This window comes from Roseitalea porphyridii (genome assembly GCF_004331955.1).
Lineage (GTDB): Bacteria > Pseudomonadota > Alphaproteobacteria > Rhizobiales > Rhizobiaceae > Roseitalea > Roseitalea porphyridii.
Window position 1 is genome coordinate 1,584,124 of sequence record NZ_CP036532.1, and the last position, 15,917, is coordinate 1,600,040.

The following is a 15,917-nucleotide window of genomic DNA, read 5'->3' on the forward strand; positions in this document are numbered from 1 at the left end:
CCCCCGCCATCACCTTCACGCAAGTTTGAGCCCCTAACCTCGGGACAAAGTTCTGGGGGATCGTTCGTGCCTGAAAACCTCAAGACCCTTCTCGCCAATCTGTCGGCTCTCGGCCCGCGCCGCCTGATGTTGCTGGGCGGCGTGTTCGTCCTGGTCCTGCTCGCCGTGGGCGTCGGTTCGATTTTCCTGAACCGGCCGGCCTACCAGCCGCTCTATGTCGGTCTCGAGCGCGACGACGTCACCCGCATGGGTCTGGCGCTCGGCGAGGCTGGCATCGTCTATGACGTCAACGCCGAGGGCACGACGCTGATGGTTCCGGCCGGCATGACCGGCCGCGCGCGCATGATCCTTGCCGAAAAGGGCCTGCCGTCGAGCGCGGGGGCGGGCTACGAACTGTTTGACGATCTGGGTTCGCTGGGGCTGACCTCCTTCATGCAGGAGGTGACCCGCGTGCGCGCCCTCGAGGGCGAGATCGCCCGTTCGATCCAGACCATCAGCGGCGTCAAGGGCGCGCGCGTGCATATCGTGATGGCCGAGCGCGGCAACTTCCGCCGCGCCGAGCAGGTGCCGACCGCCTCGGTGATCATCCGTTTCGACCGCGCCGGCGTCGAGAGCCGGGCCAATTCGATCCGCCATCTGGTCGCCGCAGCCGTTCCGGGCATGGTCGCCGACAACGTCACCGTGCTCGATTCGGCCGGTCGCCTTCTGGCCGCCGGCGAGGATCCGCTGACCAACTCGGCCTCCAGCGCCATCGGCATCGAGGCGACCGTCGAGAACCAGGTCGCCGACGGCATCCATCGGGCGCTTGCCGCAACGCTCGGCGGCGCGAACTTCCGCGTCAGCGTGCAGGCCGACATCAACACCGACCAGCGCCAGGTCGAGGAGACCGTCTTCGATCCTGACAGCCGCGTGGAGCGTTCCGTGCAGATCGTGCGCAGTGAGGATGCGGCGACCGAGCAGCTCGCCTCCGATCCGGTCACGGTCGAGCAGGATCTGCCCCAGGACGTCCAGGAGGGCGGCGCCGGGCCGAGCACCAACGAGCGCAGTGAGCGCCGCGAGGAAACCACCAACTATGAGCTGAGCTCCAAGCGCACGGCCACCGTTTCGAGCGGCTATACCGTCGACCGGCTTTCGATCGCCGTCGTGGTCAATCGCGCCCGGCTGGTGGCGGCAGATGGCACGCCGCTGGAGCCCGCGCAGATCGAGGAGCGTCTGGCCCAGATCCGGACCGTCGCCGCGGCCGCCGCCGGCATCGTCGACGACCGGGGCGACGTTCTCAACGTCACCGCGCTCGATTTCGTCGAGGGCGTGGCCGAGGGCGGTTCATCCGCGCCCGGTGCGATGGCCTCGCTCAGCGAGCATCTGGGCACCGTGATCAACGCGCTCGCCTTCGTCGTCGCCATCCTGGCGGTGATCTTCCTGGCCGTCCGGCCGATGATCGCGACGCTGCGCTCGGCCGAGTTCGCCGATCAGATCGCGCGGGTCGAGGCCGGCGAGACGCCGCTCCTGTCCAACCACAGCGCCGATTCGGCGGGTGAGGCGGGTCTTGCGAGCGGTGACGAACTTGCCGACATGGCCGCCGAATCGATCCGGCTGAAGCCGGCGCCGGAGGAGCGGCTTTCACGCATCATCGACATGAACGAGGAGCGTGCCGCGCAGATCCTGCGCCGCTGGCTGAACAACGAGGCGGCCACGAGCGATGCGTGATGTGTTCGAGGCGCTGTTGCCCGACTTCGCGGACGATCCGCGCCAGCACGCGTCCGGAGCAATGCCGCGGGGTGAAGGCGACGCCTTCGAGCCGCTTCTCGGCCCCCGTCCGGTGACCGAGGCTTTCCAGCAGCGCACGCTCGATCGGGATTTCCCCCACGGCATGGCGCCAGCCGGCGGCGCGGCGGACGCGGTGGCTCTGCAATCGATGCTGACCGACGCGTTCGGTGCGCCCGAGACGGCGGGCGAGCCGCAATCCGAAATGGCCACCGAGCCGCCGACGGAGCCGGTCGAGCCTGAGCCTCTTGCACAAGAGGCGGTCGCCTACGCCGAACCGGAGCCGGTCGAACCCGAAGGCCCGGACAAGGATGCGATCATCGCGGAATTGCAGGCCGAGATCGCCGCGCTCAGGCAGGCGCATGCCGACGAGCTGGCGCGCCTGGGCGCCGAAGCGGTTCCGGCGATGGCCGAAACCGTCGCCGCCGCCGTCACGGCCGCGCTCGGTCCAATTCTCGCCCATCCGCTTCTGGCCGCCGTCGAGACGGCCGCGATCGACCGGTTCCGCGAGGAAGTCGCCGCCATGATCCGCGCGGGCGGGGGTGTCGCGGTCAGACTCTCCGGCCCGCAGGACCTGCTCGACACGGTGCGCGATGGCTGGCCCGAGGGGCTGGCGTTGCCCGACCTTGCCGTCGCAGACGGGCCTGAACTCGTTGCGATCGCCGATCAGGCGGTGCTGTCGACCCGGCTGGCCGAATTGCGGCCGCTGCTTCTGGGAGAGGGCTCGTGAGCGCGGCGCAGGATCATCAGGAAATCATCATCATCAAGCGCAGCCACGATGATCATGACGATCATCACGGCGGCGCCTGGAAGATCGCCTTCGCGGACTTCATGACGGCGATGTTCTGCCTGTTCCTCGTGCTCTGGCTGGTCAACGCCGCCAACGAGGAGACCAAGCAGGCGGTCGCCAGCTACTTCAACCCGGTCAAGCTGGTCGACCGCAACCGCTCGGTGAAAGGCCTTTACGACGCGCAGGGCATTCAGGAGATCGAGGTGATCGCCTCCGAGGGCACCGGCAAGGCCGGCTCCGGCGAGACCGATGCGGCCGGCGGCGGTCAGGCCGAAAAGACCGGCGCCCCGACCGGCGACGCCGAGTTCTTCGCCGACCCTTACGAATCGCTCGATCAGATCGCCAGCCGCTACGAAGCCGGCGATGCGGCCGACGGCGAGCCGATGAGCGGCTTCAAGTCGTGGTCCTCCGAACAGAGCGACGCCCCCGCCGAGACGTTCTTCGATCCGTTCGCGCCCGAGCGGTGGACCGACATGCCGCGCCAGCCCCTGTCCGACTCGCCGCTCTCTGAGACCGGACAGCCGCCCGTGCCGGCGGTCGAGGGGCAGCCCGGCGAGACGGTGCCGGTCGGCACCGATCCCGATGCCGAGCCGGTCCCGGCGAACCTGTCCGAGCGGTTCGGAGAGCCATCCGGCGAGACCGCCACCGGCGATGCGGAGCGACCCGCGTTCGAGGGCGACACGGATCGGCCCGTGCAATCGGCAGGGCCCGATACGGCCGAAGGCGCCACTGCGGCCGAAACGGATACGGCCCCCATCGAATTGGCGGAAGCCGAAACCGCGGCCGGTGAAGTCGATACGCCGCCCGACGGGCAGAGCGAGTCCGCCGACCCGGCCGATCCCTCCGCCCAGGCGATCGCGGAAGCCGAACAGCTGCGCACCGAACTGACCGATGCGCTGACCCGGGCCTTCGGTGACGGCAACGTGCTGGTCGAACAGCTCACCGTCGAGGCGATGCCCGACGCCATCCTGATCTCGCTGACCGACAATCTGCAGATTCCGATGTTCGAGATCGGATCGGCCGTGCCGTCGGGGCCGCTCGTCGTCGCGCTTGAAAAGGTCGGTGGGGTGATCGGCGCGCGCGCCGGCGGTATCCGCATCGAGGGGCACACCGACGCCCGGCAGTTCGCGCCCGGCACGTCCGACAACTGGCAGCTGTCGGGCGATCGTGCGCGGGCCGCCTATTACATGCTGGTGCGCGGCGGCGTTCCCGAAAACCGGTTCCGCGCCGTCACTGGCAAGGCCGACCGCGATCTGGCCGACGCCGCCGACCCGCTCAGCGCCCGCAACCGCCGCATCGACATCCTGCTGGAGCTCGGCGAGCAATGACCGTCGCGCGCCTGATCGCGCCGCTGGCCCTGGGCGCCGCCGCCGTCACCGCGTCCGTGCCGTCTTTCGCCGCCTCGGACATTCCGACCCGGCCGCTCGGCGCGGTCCGCTCGCTGCATCATATCCAGGACCAGATCGCCGGCGGCGATCCCTCGGCCTTCCAGGTCCAGCCCAGCACGCTGCGCATCATTGACGGAATTTTCGCCGCCATCGACACCGGTTCGTTCTCCGAGCCGGATCAGCGGCGCGCGGTGCTCGCCTACGCCGTCAGCGGCGGCAATCCCGCCACCTTCGCGATGCTGTACGATGCGCTTGCACCGCATCTGGAAGGCGAAACGGAAAAGGTCGTCGCCGACGCGGTCGCGGCCGCGCTCATCGGCCGCCGCGTGAGCGATGATCCGCGCGCCAGCCCGCTGGCGATCGGCGGCATGCTCGGCGCCGGTCTGGCGCTGCTCAACGGCATCAACGCCGAGGATGCGGCCGCGCAGACCGCCTATCTGCGCCAGGCCCTGCTGCTCGCGCCGGGTACGCTCGTCGAGGAATCCGCCCTGCGCCGCCTGATGCCGCTGCACACGGCCGCCGGCGACCATGCGGCCTTCCTGGTCGCAGCGAGCCGCTATGCGCGCACATTCATCGATTCGCCCTACGCATCCGACTTCGCAACATCGCTCGTCGCCGGTGGCGAGGCCTTGATGCAGCCGAACCATCACGAGCGGCTTGCCGAGATCATTTCCTTCATGCCGGCCGCCCATCGCCGCTCGATCGTCGCGCGCCAGATGCGGGCCGCAACGGTTGCCGGCAATTTCGAGCTGGTGCGTTTTCTGGAGGCCCGCTTCAGCGACGAGATCGAAGCGCGTCAGGCCGCCATCGCCGGCACCGACGTCTCGCCGCCCGATCCCGCCGATACGCTGCGGCAACGCCTTTACGCGCTGATGGCCAATATCGCTTCCGCCGATCACCGCAAGGTCGCGGCCGAACTCGACGCGATCGATGCCGAGGCGCTGCCGCCGGCCGACAGGCAGTTGCTCGAGGTGGCGCGGGCCGTCGTCCGCGAGATGACGCGGCCGGGCGACCGCAGGGCCGAACAAGCGACGCCGGATGCGCCCGAAGCCGAGGCCGTCGAGGCGGCCAGCGCGCCGCCCGCGCAGGATGACGAGGATTTCGATCTGCCGATGCAGCCGGACGAGGACCAGGTTCGCACCGTGTTGCCGGGTTATGGCACGACCGCCGAGCCTGTGCTTCCCGCCCGGGCAACCGCGCCGGTCGCCGACAGCGAGCCGCAGACGCCACCGGCTGTTCCGGCCCGTGCCGACGAGGCAGACGGCGTCGACGCCGTGCCGGCAGAGCACCGCGATTTCATGTCGAGCGCCCGGGACATGCTCCGGGATGTCGAGACCGTGCTGGAGGAAAAGGGTCAATGAGTCAGCTTGCGATCATGCCGGGTCAGCAGGGCGTTGCGGCTGCGGGCTCACGGGGCGCCGCGGCGGCCGCCGGCCAGTCCGGCGATGGCTTCGCCTCCGCGCTGGGCAAGGCCCGCAAGGCGGCCGATGGTTCGCCCGAAACCCGCGCCGGCAAGGCTGAGGAACGGGATGCTGCGTCAAAGGGCGACCGCTCCGCAGATGGCGGCGAAACGGCCGGCGACGCGAAGGTCAAAGGACGCGGAGAAGGCCAGTCGGTTCGGGCAACCGCGTCGGCGGTAGATCCGAAGATCGGCGCGAAGACCTCGACCGAGGACGTCGATTCGACCGGCGACAAGGCGGGAACGCGCGATGGTGACGAGGCGGCGGGGGCCGAAGGCGAGGCCGGCAAGGCGGGCGAAGAAGGCGCTGGCGGCAGCCCGGTCGCGACGGTGATGGCCGTCATGTCGCTGCTCAATGCCAAGACCGTGGGCCCGCAGGAAGCCCAGGGTGCGCGCGGCGCTGGCGCCGCCCCGCAGCGCGGTGGCGGCAGGATCGACGGCGAAGCCATGCTTTCCGTCCGCACCGGCGCGCTCGAAGCGGACAAGGCCATGGCGCAGACCGTTCTCGGTGGCGCGCAGAAGGATGTCGGCGCGGCGATCGAGGCGGCATTCGGCGGCAGGCCGGAAGGCGGATCGCCCGACAACGCCTTCGACAAGGGCAAAGCGGCCGCCATGCAGGAGAGCGTGGTGCGGTTCGAGGGCCAGCCGGGGCAGGGCGCCAAGCCCGCCGCAGGTCTTGCCGCGCCCGCGCCCATACCCGCCGATGGCGCAAGACCGCAGCCGATCGTCGTTCCGGTCGATCTGGGCCGCGCGCTCGCAGGCGAGGGCGACCTGCCGGCATCGATGCGCGAGGCGGTGTCCTCGCACGTGGCGCGGGTCATGGCGACGCCGGTGCAGGGCCAGCCAATGTCGGTGCTGCGCATCCAGCTCCAGCCGGCCCATCTCGGCCAGGTCAACGTCACCATGCGCCTGTCCGGTGAACAGGTCCACGTCACGCTGACCCCCGACAGCGCCTCGGCGGCGCGCGTCCTTGGATCGGATCAGGATGCCATCGCCGGTGTGCTGCGCTCGCTCGGCGGCGCGTTTGCCGGTGCCAGCGTCGAAGTCGGCGGTGACATGCAGGCCCGCCAGCCCGGCGACGGCGGTGCCGCGCGCGACGGGTCGGCCGCGCAGGGCGAAGCCTTCCGTGACGAAGGCGGGCGTCAGCGGCCCGGTTCGGGCGCCATGACGCACGGCGAGCCGACCGATGCGGGCGGCCCACCACGCGGCGGAGCGCAGACGTCAAGCGGCGATGGTCGAATCATTATCTGATGGTTAACGACCCGTTAACGCGATCGGCGAGACTTGCCCGGGCCTTGTCGCAAAAGGGTTTTCGGCGCTGCGAGCGGCGCAGTTTCGATTCGTTGCATTCCGGCAACCCATGAAATCTTGGGGGGTGAGGGCCCTTCCGTACGGTCATAGCAATAGTGCATCGACTGGGGATTTGATTGGCGGGCAACAGATATGATCGTGATTGTCGACGACCGGGATGCGGTGCTGGACGCATACCGGGGGATGTTTTCTCGTATTGGCTATTCCGTTTTCGGAATGAATTCTTTGGAGGTCGAAGACTGGCTTGAAAGCAGTACTTCCGACGAGCTCGAAAGCATTCAGTCTTTTCTGATTGGAAAGACAAACGACGAGGATCGACTTATCAACGCGCTCCGCGCCCGGACGCGCGTTCCGATCATCGCCATGCTCGAGACCGGTTCGCTCGACGAGACCCTTCAGCGGTTCGACATCGGCGCCGATGACGTGGTCCGCAAGCCGGTGCACGTCCGCGAGATCCTCGCCCGCATCTCGGCGATCCGCCGCCGCGCGCAGGACAGCAAGACCTACATCGACTGCGGCCGCCTGCGCGTGTTCATGGACGGGCGTGACCCGCTGATCGACGGCAAGCCGTTCCCGCTGCCGCGTCGCGAGCGCCGGGTGCTGGAGTATCTGGCCGGCAATGGCGAGCGCCGCGCCTCGCGCACCCAAGTCTACAACGCCGTCTACGGTGTCCTCGAGGAGCATGTCGAGGAGTGCGTGATCGAAAGCCACATCTCCAAGCTTCGCAAGAAGCTGACCAAGGCGCTCGGCGTCAACGTGATCGATTCGCGCCGTTATCTCGGCTACCGGCTCGACATCGAGGCGCTGCGCGCCGCCGGCCGTGCGGCCGAGATCGTCGAGCAGCCTCGGGCAAGCTTGGCGGTGTAACCTTCTCGCACATTCGCGAGAAGGAGTCCGTCCGATGAGTCTTTACGGCATGATGCGTACCGGCGTGTCCGGCATGCAGGGTCAGGCGAGCAAGCTTGCGACGGTCGCCGACAACATCGCCAATTCGGCAACCACCGGCTACAAGAAGCTCGGCGTCGAGTTCTCGACGCTGGTGGTCAACAATCTGCCCAACAGCCACAACTCCGGCGGCATCATCACCAATGTGCGCCAGCACATCTCCCAGCAGGGCGTGATGCAGTTCACCAATTCGGGCCTTGATCTGGCCGTGGATGGTGGCGGGTTCTTCGTCGTCAAGGACGATAACGGCTCCTCCTTCATGACGCGCGCCGGATCGTTCGTGCCCGACGAGGAGGGCCGTCTGGTCAATTCGGCCGGCTACTATCTGGCCGGCTACAGCTATGACAATGGCGATCCCGCCGTCACGGCCAACAGCCTCGACGGCACCGAGATCGTGCGTCTCGACAACACCGAGATGACCGCGACGCCCAGCCAGTTCGGCAACTTCAGGGTCAACTTCCCGGCCGATGAGCCGGCCTCCGCCGCGCCGCTGCCCTCGACCAACGTGGCGGCCGCCGAGTTCACCCACAAATCGTCCGTTCTGGCCTATGACAATCTGGGCGGCTCGCAGTTGCTCGATGTCTACATGACCAAGACGGCGGCCAACACCTGGGAGGTCGCGGTCTTCGATCAGGCCCAGGCCGCGCCGGGCACGAACTTCCCCTATGGCGCCGGTCCGCTCGCGACCCAGACCGTGACCTTCGACGGCACGACGGGGCAGCCCAACGGCGCCACGACGATCGCCGTGCCCGTGCCCGACGGTCAGACGCTGACCTTCGACATGGCGGGCAGCACCCAGCTTTCGGCCGACTTCACCGCCTACGACGTCTCCGTCGATGGCAACGCGCCATCCTCGGTCGAGGAGTTGAACATCGCGGCCGACGGCACCGTCTACGCCCAGTACGAGAACGAGACGCTGCGGCCGCTGTTCCGCGTGCCGCTGGCGACGGTGATGAGCCCGGACCGGCTGACGTCGCTGTCGGGCAACATCTTCGTCGCCAACGAGGACAGTGGCGATGTCCGGCTCGGCTTTCCCGGCGAGGACGATCTGGGCGGCATCGTGTCCGGCGCGCTGGAATCCTCGAACGTCGACATCGCCGAGGAACTGACCAAGATGATCGAGGGGCAGCGCAACTACACCGCAAATTCGAAAGTCTTTCAGACCGGTTCGGAGCTGATGGACGTCTTGTTAACCCTCAAGCGCTAGTTTTGCGCCTCAAGGGCCAGCATGTGGGGCATGATGGGGTGGTGTCGGCTGGCTTTGGTAATTCGATGAAGCCTGTTCCCGGGGTGCCTGGCAGGGAAATGTCATGACGCTGACAGCCGCCATCAAGATAGCGCAGTCGTCGCTCTTCAATGTGTCCCAGCAGACACAGCTCGCCTCGCGCAACATTTCCGACGCGGGCAATCAGGACTATGTGCGCCGCGACGCGCGCGTGTCGACCGCGCCATATGGGGCTCGCGTCTATTCGATCGAGCGGGCCGACCAGCCCGCGCTCTTCCGCAGCGCCCTTTCGGCGCTGTCCGACAGTTCCGCCCAGTCCGTGATCGGCGACGCGGCCTCGCGGCTTCAGACGATCGTCAACGGCGTCGACAACCAGAATTCGCCCGCGACCAAGATCGATGCGCTGCGCGACGCGCTGCAGGTCTTTTCGTCGGACGCGTCCAACTCGATCCTTGGCGCCGCCAGCGTCGATGCGGCGCGCGATCTGGCCCGCTCGATCAGCAGCGCCTCGCGCGATGTGCAGGCCTTCCGCGGCCAGATCGACCGCGACATCGCGGCGGGCGTCGACCAGTTGCGCGGCCTGCTCGACCAGTTCGAGCAGGTCAACAGCCAGGTGGTCAGCGGCACGCGGACCGGCCGCGACATCAATGACGAACTTGACCAGCGCGACGCGCTGCTCAAGCAGATGTCCGAATATGTCTCGATTTCGGTCGTCACCCGCGACAACAACGACATGGTGCTCTTCGCGGGGCAGGGGATCACGCTGTTCGAGACTGTTCCGCGCGCGATCAGCTTCGACGCGCAGGCGGCCTACGATGCCACCACGACCGGAAATCCGCTGCGCATCGACGGCGTGCCGCTGCATGTCGGCCAGGGCGCCAACACCTCCGCGTCGGGCAAGCTGCCCGCGCTGATCCAGGCGCGCGACACCGTCGCCGTCCAGCAGCAGGCGCAGCTCGACGAGATCGCCCGCGGCCTCGTCGAGACCTTCGCCGAGACCGACCAGACCGGTGGCGGCGCGCCCCCGCTTGCCGGCCTGTTCACCTATGCGGGCGGCCCGGCGGTTCCCCCGGCGGGCACGATGGTCCCCGGCATCGCAGGCACGCTTTCGGTCAATGCCGCCTTCGATCCCGACCTCGGCGGCGATCCGATGCTTCTGCGCGACGGCGGAGCGAATGGTGCGGCCTACATCGCCAACACCACCGGCGGAGCGGCCTATTCGGACAACATCATCGGCCTGATCGGTGCGATCGACGCGCCGCGGACCATCGACCCGGCTGCCGGCGTCCCCGGCGACCGGTCGGTATCGGGCCTCGCCGGTGCCTCGATCGGCTGGATCGAGAACATGCGCTCGTCGGCCGACCTCGCGTCCCAGAGCAAGAAGGCGCTGCACGACAAGCTGTCCGGCGACTTCCTGGCCAAGACGGGCGTGTCGATCGACGACGAGATGACCAAGCTGATCGCGCTCGAACAGTCCTACGAGGCCTCGGCCCGGATCATGCGGGTCGTCGACCAGCTTTACGACGCACTGTTCGCGGCGGTGAGGTAAGGCGATGAAGATCCAGCACACCGCCACATACTCCTTGTTCAACGCGGCCCGCAGCGCCACCGCCAGCATGCAGGCCGAGCTTGCCCGGCTCCAGGAGGAAGTGGTCACCGGCGTCCATGCCGACAGCGGCCTCGTGCTCGGCGCCCGGTCGGAGGAGTTGACCTCGTTCAAGTCCGACATGGCCGAACTCAAGCGCCTGACCGACACCAACGGGGTGGTCGCCTCGCGCCTCGACATGTCGCAGACCGTCATGGACAAGCTCAACGCCATCTCCGACGACCTGGTCAACACGATCGGCCTGTCGCTGGGCGACGAGATGCAGCGTCCCGTCATCGTCACCGAATCCGAGGCGGCCATCGAGGAGATCACCAGCCTGCTCAACACGCAGGTCGGCGGCGTGCACATCTTCGGCGGGTTGAACACCGGCAATTCGCCGATCGCCGATCATGTCGGCGGAGCCGGCGAAGCGGCCTTCAACGCGGCCTTCACCGGCCATTTCGGCTTCGCCAAGACCGATCCCGCCGCGGCCGCCATCACCGGCGCGCAGATGACCGACTTCCTCGAAAACGTGCTCGCCCCGCAGTTCGAGGGAGCCGGATGGGCGGCCAACTATTCGGGCGCCACCGACGAGGTGGTGACCGCCCGCATCGGGCCGAACGTGACGACGGGCGCCTCGGTCTCCGCCAACGAGCAGGGCTTTCGCCAGTTGATGCTGAGCGCGGTGGTCGCGCGCGAACTCTATTCGGCGCCCCTGTCGCAGGAGGCTCGCGACAGCGCCGGCTTGTTCGCCATCACCAAGGCCAAGTCGGGCGGCGCCGAGATCACCGGCACCCAGGCTCGCGTCGGGCTGATCGAGAACCGCATCGAAGGCCAGAACAAGACCCTGACCGGGCAGATCGACGTCCTCACCAAGCTGACCGGAAACCTGGAAGGGCTCGATCAGTACGAAATCACCACCCGCATCACCCAATTGCTGACCCAGATCGAGGCCTCCTACGCCACGACCAGCCGGATCCAGCAAATGAGTATTCTGCGTTACCTTTGAGAAGAGCCAGGAAGGCCAACATGATCCAAGTCAGTTACGCCGAGATCGAGTCCGATTCGCTGGTCGGGTCGCGTGAGCGCGAGCACCAGTTGCTGGACCAGTCGATCGCCATGATGGACAAGGCCCTGGCCGAAGGCCCGCAGTCGCTGGCGGCCGTCGAGGCGATGCATTTCACGGTACGCATCTGGACCCACCTGCTGCAGGACCTTGCCGGCACGGACAACGAGCTGCCCGACGATCTGCGCGCCAGCCTGATCTCGATCGGCATCTGGATCCTCAAGGAAGCCGAATCGGTGCGGCAGGGCGAGGGCGGCTCGGTCGAACAGATCCGCGACATCACCATGATCCTCAGGGACGGCCTGCAATGAAGGGTACGTTCAAGCTGTTCCTGAAGGCGAACGAACGCGTCTTCATCAATGGCGCGGTGCTGCGGGCCGACCGCAAGGTCGGCATCGAACTGCTCAACGATGTCGACTTCCTGCTCGAGGCGCACGTGATGCAGGCCGACGAGGCGACTACGCCCCTGCGCCAGCTCTATTTCATCATCCAGATCATGCTGATGTCGCCGTCCGAAAAGCCGGCCGCGCTCAAGCTCTACAAGGATTCGGTCACGGCGCTGCTCGCCACCTTCGAGAACCAGGAGATCCTGGCGGGTCTGAAGGATGTCGACGTGATGATCGCCCAGGACAGGCCGTTCGACGCGCTCAAGACACTGCGCGCCCTGTTCGCCCGCGAGGACGAAATCCTCGACCGCAAGCGTGGCGAAAGGAAGGGATGCGATACTGCCGCCGCATGACAATTGACCGGCAGGTGGCAAGATGACCGACATCGGCGCGATAACGGGCGTGACGGGCGCAGGCGGGGCTGCCAGGACCGGCGGGCCGCAGACCGTTGACTACGACGCCTTCCTGAAGCTCCTGGTCGCCCAGATGCAGAACCAGGACCCGACGCAGCCGATGAGCGATACCGAATATATCGCCCAGCTTGCCTCGTTCTCCAACGTCGAGCAGTCCACCAAGCTCAACGACAAGCTCGACTATCTCATCCAGATGTCCTCGATCCAGCAGGCCGGTTCGCTGATCGGCCGTTCGGTCACCTCCGCCGACGGGCTGACCTCGGGCGTCATCAGCGAGATGCGCATCCTCAGCGACGGTGCCATCGCCGTCCTCGACAATGGCGCGGAACTTCCGGTCGGCCCCGGCCTGACCGTCCGCTGATCGTGGCGCGCCGCAGCGAGCGCCGCGATGGCTGAAGCCGACGTCATCGAGATCATCCAGCTTGCCATCTGGACCACGCTGGTCGCCGCCGGGCCATCGGTCTTCGCGGCGATGTTCGTGGGCGTGGCGATCGCCCTGTTCCAGGCGCTCACCCAGGTGCAGGAGATCACGCTCACCTTCATTCCGAAGATCGTCGTGATTCTCGTCACCATCTCCTTTTCGGCCGCCTTCATGGGCGCGCAGATCGGCCGCATGACCGAAGTCCTGTACGGACGCATCGAGACCGGCTTCTGATCGGTCCGAACGGGCATTCGACAAGCCCCGTGCAAGCCCCGCCGATCAGGATGACCCCATCCGGCTATGAAAGCCTGGAGTGAGGGCCCTTGGCGAACGTTCAGATACCGATGCAGGCGCCGTCGTCGCACGGCAACGACATCATTTTCGCGGTCGGCATCATCATGGTGCTGTCGCTTCTGTTCCTGCCCGTCCCGGTCTTCCTGATCGATGTCGGGCTGGCCGTTTCGCTCGCCTTCTCGGTCCTGATTCTGATGGTCGCGCTGTGGATCCCGCGACCGCTCGACTTCTCTTCGTTTCCGACGATCCTGCTGATCTCGACGATGCTGCGCCTGTCGCTGAACATCGCGACGACACGCGCCATCCTTTCGGAAGGCCATGCGGGCGTTCACGCGGCCGGCAACGTCATCGCGGGCTTTTCCTCGTTCGTCATGAGCGGCGACTTCGTCATCGGCCTGGTCGTTTTCCTGATCCTCGTCGTCGTCAACTTCGTCGTGATCACCAAGGGCTCGACGCGCATCGCCGAGGTCGGCGCGCGGTTCACGCTCGACGCCATCCCCGGCAAGCAGATGTCGATCGACGCGGACCTTTCGGCCGGCGTCATCGACGAGTCCGAGGCGCGCCGCCGCCGCAAGGAACTGGAGGAGGAAAGCTCCTTCTACGGGTCGATGGACGGCGCCTCCAAGTTCGTGCGCGGCGACGCGATCGCCGGCCTTCTGATCACCGCCATCAACATCGTCGGCGGCATCGTCATCGGGGTCACCCGGCACGGCATGTCGATGGGCGAGGCGGCCGATGTGTTCACCAAGCTTTCGGTCGGCGACGGCCTCGTCAGCCAGATCCCGGCGCTTATCGTCTCGCTGGCGGCGGGCCTGCTGGTCTCCAAGGGCGGCAACCAGGGCTCGGCCGACAAGATCGTCTTCGACCAGCTCGGCAACTATCCGCGCGCCCTGTCGGTCGCCGCCGGCCTGCTGGTGATCCTGGGCCTGATGCCGGGCCTGCCGGCCGCCCCGTTCCTGCTGCTCGCCGCCGGCATGGCCGCCGTCGCCTACATCCGGCCGATGCTGCGTTTTGCCGAGGAGGAGAAGAAGCAGCAGGCGATCGCCGACGAGGAGGAAGCCAAGCAGCGCGAGACCCGCGATTCGGTCAAGAGTTCGCTCGCCGTGCCCGAGATCCAGCTCTCGCTCGGCAAGCAGCTTGCCACCCAGCTCCTGCCCAAGCGCCAGGACATGGCGCACCGCATGAAGCAGATGCGCAAGCGCTTCGCCGCCGAATACGGGTTCGTTGTGCCGGACGTGCAGCTCGTCGACGAGCATGACACACCGCCCAAGGCGTACCGGATCAAGATCTACGGCACGACGGTGGTCGAGCACGAACTGCGTGTCGGCGAGCTGCTTGCCTTCGCAGACCCCGCCCAGATCGTCGGCATTCCCCATACGGTCGTGCGCGAGCCGGCCTTCGGCGGCGAGGCGCTGTCGGTGATGGAGACCTTCCGCGACGATCTGCGCCGCATGAACATCGCCACCGCCGACAATGTGAGCGTCATCCTGACCCATCTGAGCGAGGTCGTGCGCAACAACCTGCCGCAGCTGTTCTCCTACAAGGCGATGAAGACGCTGATCAACGACATGGAGCCCGAGTACCGCAAGCTCGCCGACGAGATCTGCACGACCCACGCCACCTATCCGGGCCTGCAGGCCGTGCTCAAGCTGCTGCTCGCCGAGCGCGTGTCGATCCGCAACCTGCCGCTGATCATCGAGGCCGTCGCCGAGATCGCGCCAACGACGCGCAAGTCCGAGACGATCGTCGAGCATGTGCGCGCCCGCATGGCCCAGCAATTGTGCGGCGATCTCACCGTCGACGGCGTGCTCAACATCGTCCGGCTCGGCAATCGCTGGGAGCTCGCCTTCCGCGAGGCGCTCAAGCGCGACGGCACGACCGGTGACATCGTCCAGTTCGACATCGATCCCCGCCAGCTCGAGGAGTTCGGCAACGAGATCGGCAAGGAAATCGTCACCCAGAAGGCCAAGCACAACCGCATCGCCATCGTCACCACGCCCGAGGCGCGGCCCTATGTGCGCATGATCGTCGAGCGCATGCATCCGGACGTCGCGGTCATGTCGCATCTGGAGATCGGCAAGGGCATCGAGATCCGGATCGTGGGCACGCTGTCGTGAACGCGGTCGCGGAAGCCTATCTGGTCGCGGGCTTCCTTCTGTTCTGCCGGATCGGCGCGGCGCTTATGGTCATTCCCGGCTTTTCGAGCGCGCGCGTCGCCGTGCGCATCCGGCTCCTGGCCGCCGTCGCGCTGACCGTGGCCCTGTTTCCGCTGATGGCCGACGAACTGCTTGGGCGCATCGATGCCGCCGACCTCGACGGGCTTTCGCGCGCCATCGTCGCCGAACTGCTGATCGGCGGCGTGATCGGCCTGATCGCCCGCGTCTACCTGCTGGCGCTTGAATTCATCATGTCGGCGGTCGCCATGTCGGTCGGCTATGGCGGCATGCTGGGCCCGAACATCGAGGGCCAGGAGCCGCAGGCGGCGATGACGGCACTCGTCTCGTTCACCGCGCTGATGATCCTGTTCGCGGTCGACTTCCACCATGTGGTGCTGCGCGCGGCGCTTGCCTCCTACGATGCCTTTCCCGCTGGCGCCTTCCCGTCGACCGCCGCGCTGCTCGAGGAATTCGTCGACACGCTGGCGATCACCTTCTCGATCGCGCTGAGGCTCGGAAGCCCGTTCATCGGCTTTGCGATCATCGCCAATCTGATGGTCGGCGCGCTCAACAAGCTGGCGGTGCAGATCCCGATCTATTTCGTGGCGCTGCCGGCGATGCTGCTCGGCGCGCTGATCATCCTTTATTTCAATCTGCCATTCATACTGGACGTGTTCGGCAGCAATTTCGAAGGCCTCTACAGGGGAATTTGAC

15 protein-coding genes are annotated in these 15,917 nt (G+C 67.0%); all 15 read left to right on the forward strand.

Going from position 1 to position 15,917, the window contains the following annotated elements:
* The first annotated feature begins 66 nt into the window (after positions 1-66).
* The 15 genes from fliF (at position 67) to E0E05_RS07780 (ending at position 15,916) form a co-directional block, all read left to right on the forward strand.
* Entirely contained in the window at positions 67-1,707 is a 1,641-nt protein-coding gene (gene fliF / locus E0E05_RS07710) for a flagellar basal-body MS-ring/collar protein FliF (protein WP_131616185.1), read from the forward strand.
* Positions 1,700-2,494 carry a hypothetical protein gene (locus E0E05_RS07715; RefSeq protein WP_131616186.1) on the forward strand — a complete coding sequence of 265 codons (795 nt, stop codon included), beginning with the start codon at positions 1,700-1,702 and terminating at the stop codon, positions 2,492-2,494. The genes fliF and E0E05_RS07715 overlap by 8 nt, the downstream gene beginning before the upstream one ends.
* Entirely contained in the window at positions 2,491-3,882 is a 1,392-nt protein-coding gene (locus E0E05_RS07720; RefSeq protein WP_158629303.1) for a MotB family protein, read from the forward strand. Before E0E05_RS07715 ends, E0E05_RS07720 begins: the two co-directional genes overlap by 4 nt.
* Positions 3,879-5,303 carry a hypothetical protein gene (locus E0E05_RS07725; RefSeq protein ID WP_131616188.1) on the forward strand — a complete coding sequence of 475 codons (1,425 nt, stop codon included), beginning with the start codon at positions 3,879-3,881 and terminating at the stop codon, positions 5,301-5,303. Before E0E05_RS07720 ends, E0E05_RS07725 begins: the two co-directional genes overlap by 4 nt.
* Positions 5,300-6,652, forward strand: a complete 1,353-nt coding sequence (locus E0E05_RS07730) for a flagellar hook-length control protein FliK (RefSeq protein WP_131616189.1) — start codon at positions 5,300-5,302, stop codon at positions 6,650-6,652. Before E0E05_RS07725 ends, E0E05_RS07730 begins: the two co-directional genes overlap by 4 nt.
* A 192-nt stretch (positions 6,653-6,844) precedes the next feature.
* A complete protein-coding gene (locus E0E05_RS07735) occupies positions 6,845-7,579 on the forward strand; it encodes a response regulator transcription factor (protein WP_131616190.1) in 735 nt (244 codons plus the stop codon).
* Between the two features lie 34 nt (positions 7,580-7,613).
* A complete protein-coding gene (locus E0E05_RS07740; protein WP_131616191.1) occupies positions 7,614-8,864 on the forward strand; it encodes a flagellar hook protein FlgE in 1,251 nt (416 codons plus the stop codon).
* Positions 8,865-8,967: 103 nt separating this feature from the next.
* Positions 8,968-10,431, forward strand: a complete 1,464-nt coding sequence (gene flgK / locus E0E05_RS07745; RefSeq protein WP_131616192.1) for a flagellar hook-associated protein FlgK — start codon at positions 8,968-8,970, stop codon at positions 10,429-10,431.
* 4 nt (positions 10,432-10,435) lie between these two features.
* Complete coding sequence (locus E0E05_RS07750; protein ID WP_131616193.1) at positions 10,436-11,476, forward strand: flagellar hook-associated family protein; 1,041 nt, start codon at positions 10,436-10,438, stop codon at positions 11,474-11,476.
* A gap of 20 nt (positions 11,477-11,496) precedes the next feature.
* Entirely contained in the window at positions 11,497-11,844 is a 348-nt protein-coding gene (gene flaF / locus E0E05_RS07755) for a flagellar biosynthesis regulator FlaF (RefSeq protein ID WP_131616194.1), read from the forward strand.
* Positions 11,841-12,272: a flagellar biosynthesis repressor FlbT gene (flbT, locus tag E0E05_RS07760; protein WP_131616195.1), complete on the forward strand. Its 432-nt coding sequence runs from the start codon at positions 11,841-11,843 to the stop codon at positions 12,270-12,272. The genes flaF and flbT overlap by 4 nt, the downstream gene beginning before the upstream one ends.
* Positions 12,273-12,294: 22 nt before the next feature.
* On the forward strand, positions 12,295-12,693 hold the full coding sequence (gene flgD / locus E0E05_RS07765; RefSeq protein WP_131616196.1) for a flagellar hook assembly protein FlgD: 399 nt from the start codon (positions 12,295-12,297) through the stop codon (positions 12,691-12,693).
* Between the two features lie 27 nt (positions 12,694-12,720).
* Positions 12,721-12,987, forward strand: a complete 267-nt coding sequence (locus E0E05_RS07770) for a flagellar biosynthetic protein FliQ (protein ID WP_131616197.1) — start codon at positions 12,721-12,723, stop codon at positions 12,985-12,987.
* A 110-nt stretch (positions 12,988-13,097) separates the two neighbouring features.
* A complete protein-coding gene (flhA, locus tag E0E05_RS07775) occupies positions 13,098-15,164 on the forward strand; it encodes a flagellar biosynthesis protein FlhA (RefSeq protein ID WP_131617947.1) in 2,067 nt (688 codons plus the stop codon).
* Positions 15,161-15,916, forward strand: coding sequence for a flagellar biosynthetic protein FliR (locus tag E0E05_RS07780; protein WP_131616198.1), 756 nt, complete (start codon positions 15,161-15,163; stop codon positions 15,914-15,916). Before flhA ends, E0E05_RS07780 begins: the two co-directional genes overlap by 4 nt.
* The last annotated feature ends 1 nt before the right edge of the window (position 15,917 follow it).

Bases quoted from the DNA above. Each gene is read 5' to 3' on its own strand.
- E0E05_RS07715 (WP_131616186.1), top strand. From the start codon at position 1,700: ATGCGTGATGTGTTCGAGGCGCTGTTGCCCGACTTCGCGGACGATCCG.
- E0E05_RS07725 (WP_131616188.1), top strand. From the start codon at position 3,879: ATGACCGTCGCGCGCCTGATCGCGCCGCTGGCCCTGGGCGCCGCCGCC.
- E0E05_RS07730 (WP_131616189.1), top strand. From the start codon at position 5,300: ATGAGTCAGCTTGCGATCATGCCGGGTCAGCAGGGCGTTGCGGCTGCG.
- E0E05_RS07735 (WP_131616190.1), top strand. From the start codon at position 6,845: ATGATCGTGATTGTCGACGACCGGGATGCGGTGCTGGACGCATACCGG.
- E0E05_RS07740 (WP_131616191.1), top strand. From the start codon at position 7,614: ATGAGTCTTTACGGCATGATGCGTACCGGCGTGTCCGGCATGCAGGGT.
- flgK (WP_131616192.1), top strand. From the start codon at position 8,968: ATGACGCTGACAGCCGCCATCAAGATAGCGCAGTCGTCGCTCTTCAAT.
- E0E05_RS07750 (WP_131616193.1), top strand. From the start codon at position 10,436: ATGAAGATCCAGCACACCGCCACATACTCCTTGTTCAACGCGGCCCGC.
- flaF (WP_131616194.1), top strand. From the start codon at position 11,497: ATGATCCAAGTCAGTTACGCCGAGATCGAGTCCGATTCGCTGGTCGGG.
- flbT (WP_131616195.1), top strand. From the start codon at position 11,841: ATGAAGGGTACGTTCAAGCTGTTCCTGAAGGCGAACGAACGCGTCTTC.
- flgD (WP_131616196.1), top strand. From the start codon at position 12,295: ATGACCGACATCGGCGCGATAACGGGCGTGACGGGCGCAGGCGGGGCT.
- E0E05_RS07770 (WP_131616197.1), top strand. From the start codon at position 12,721: ATGGCTGAAGCCGACGTCATCGAGATCATCCAGCTTGCCATCTGGACC.
- flhA (WP_131617947.1), top strand. From the start codon at position 13,098: ATGCAGGCGCCGTCGTCGCACGGCAACGACATCATTTTCGCGGTCGGC.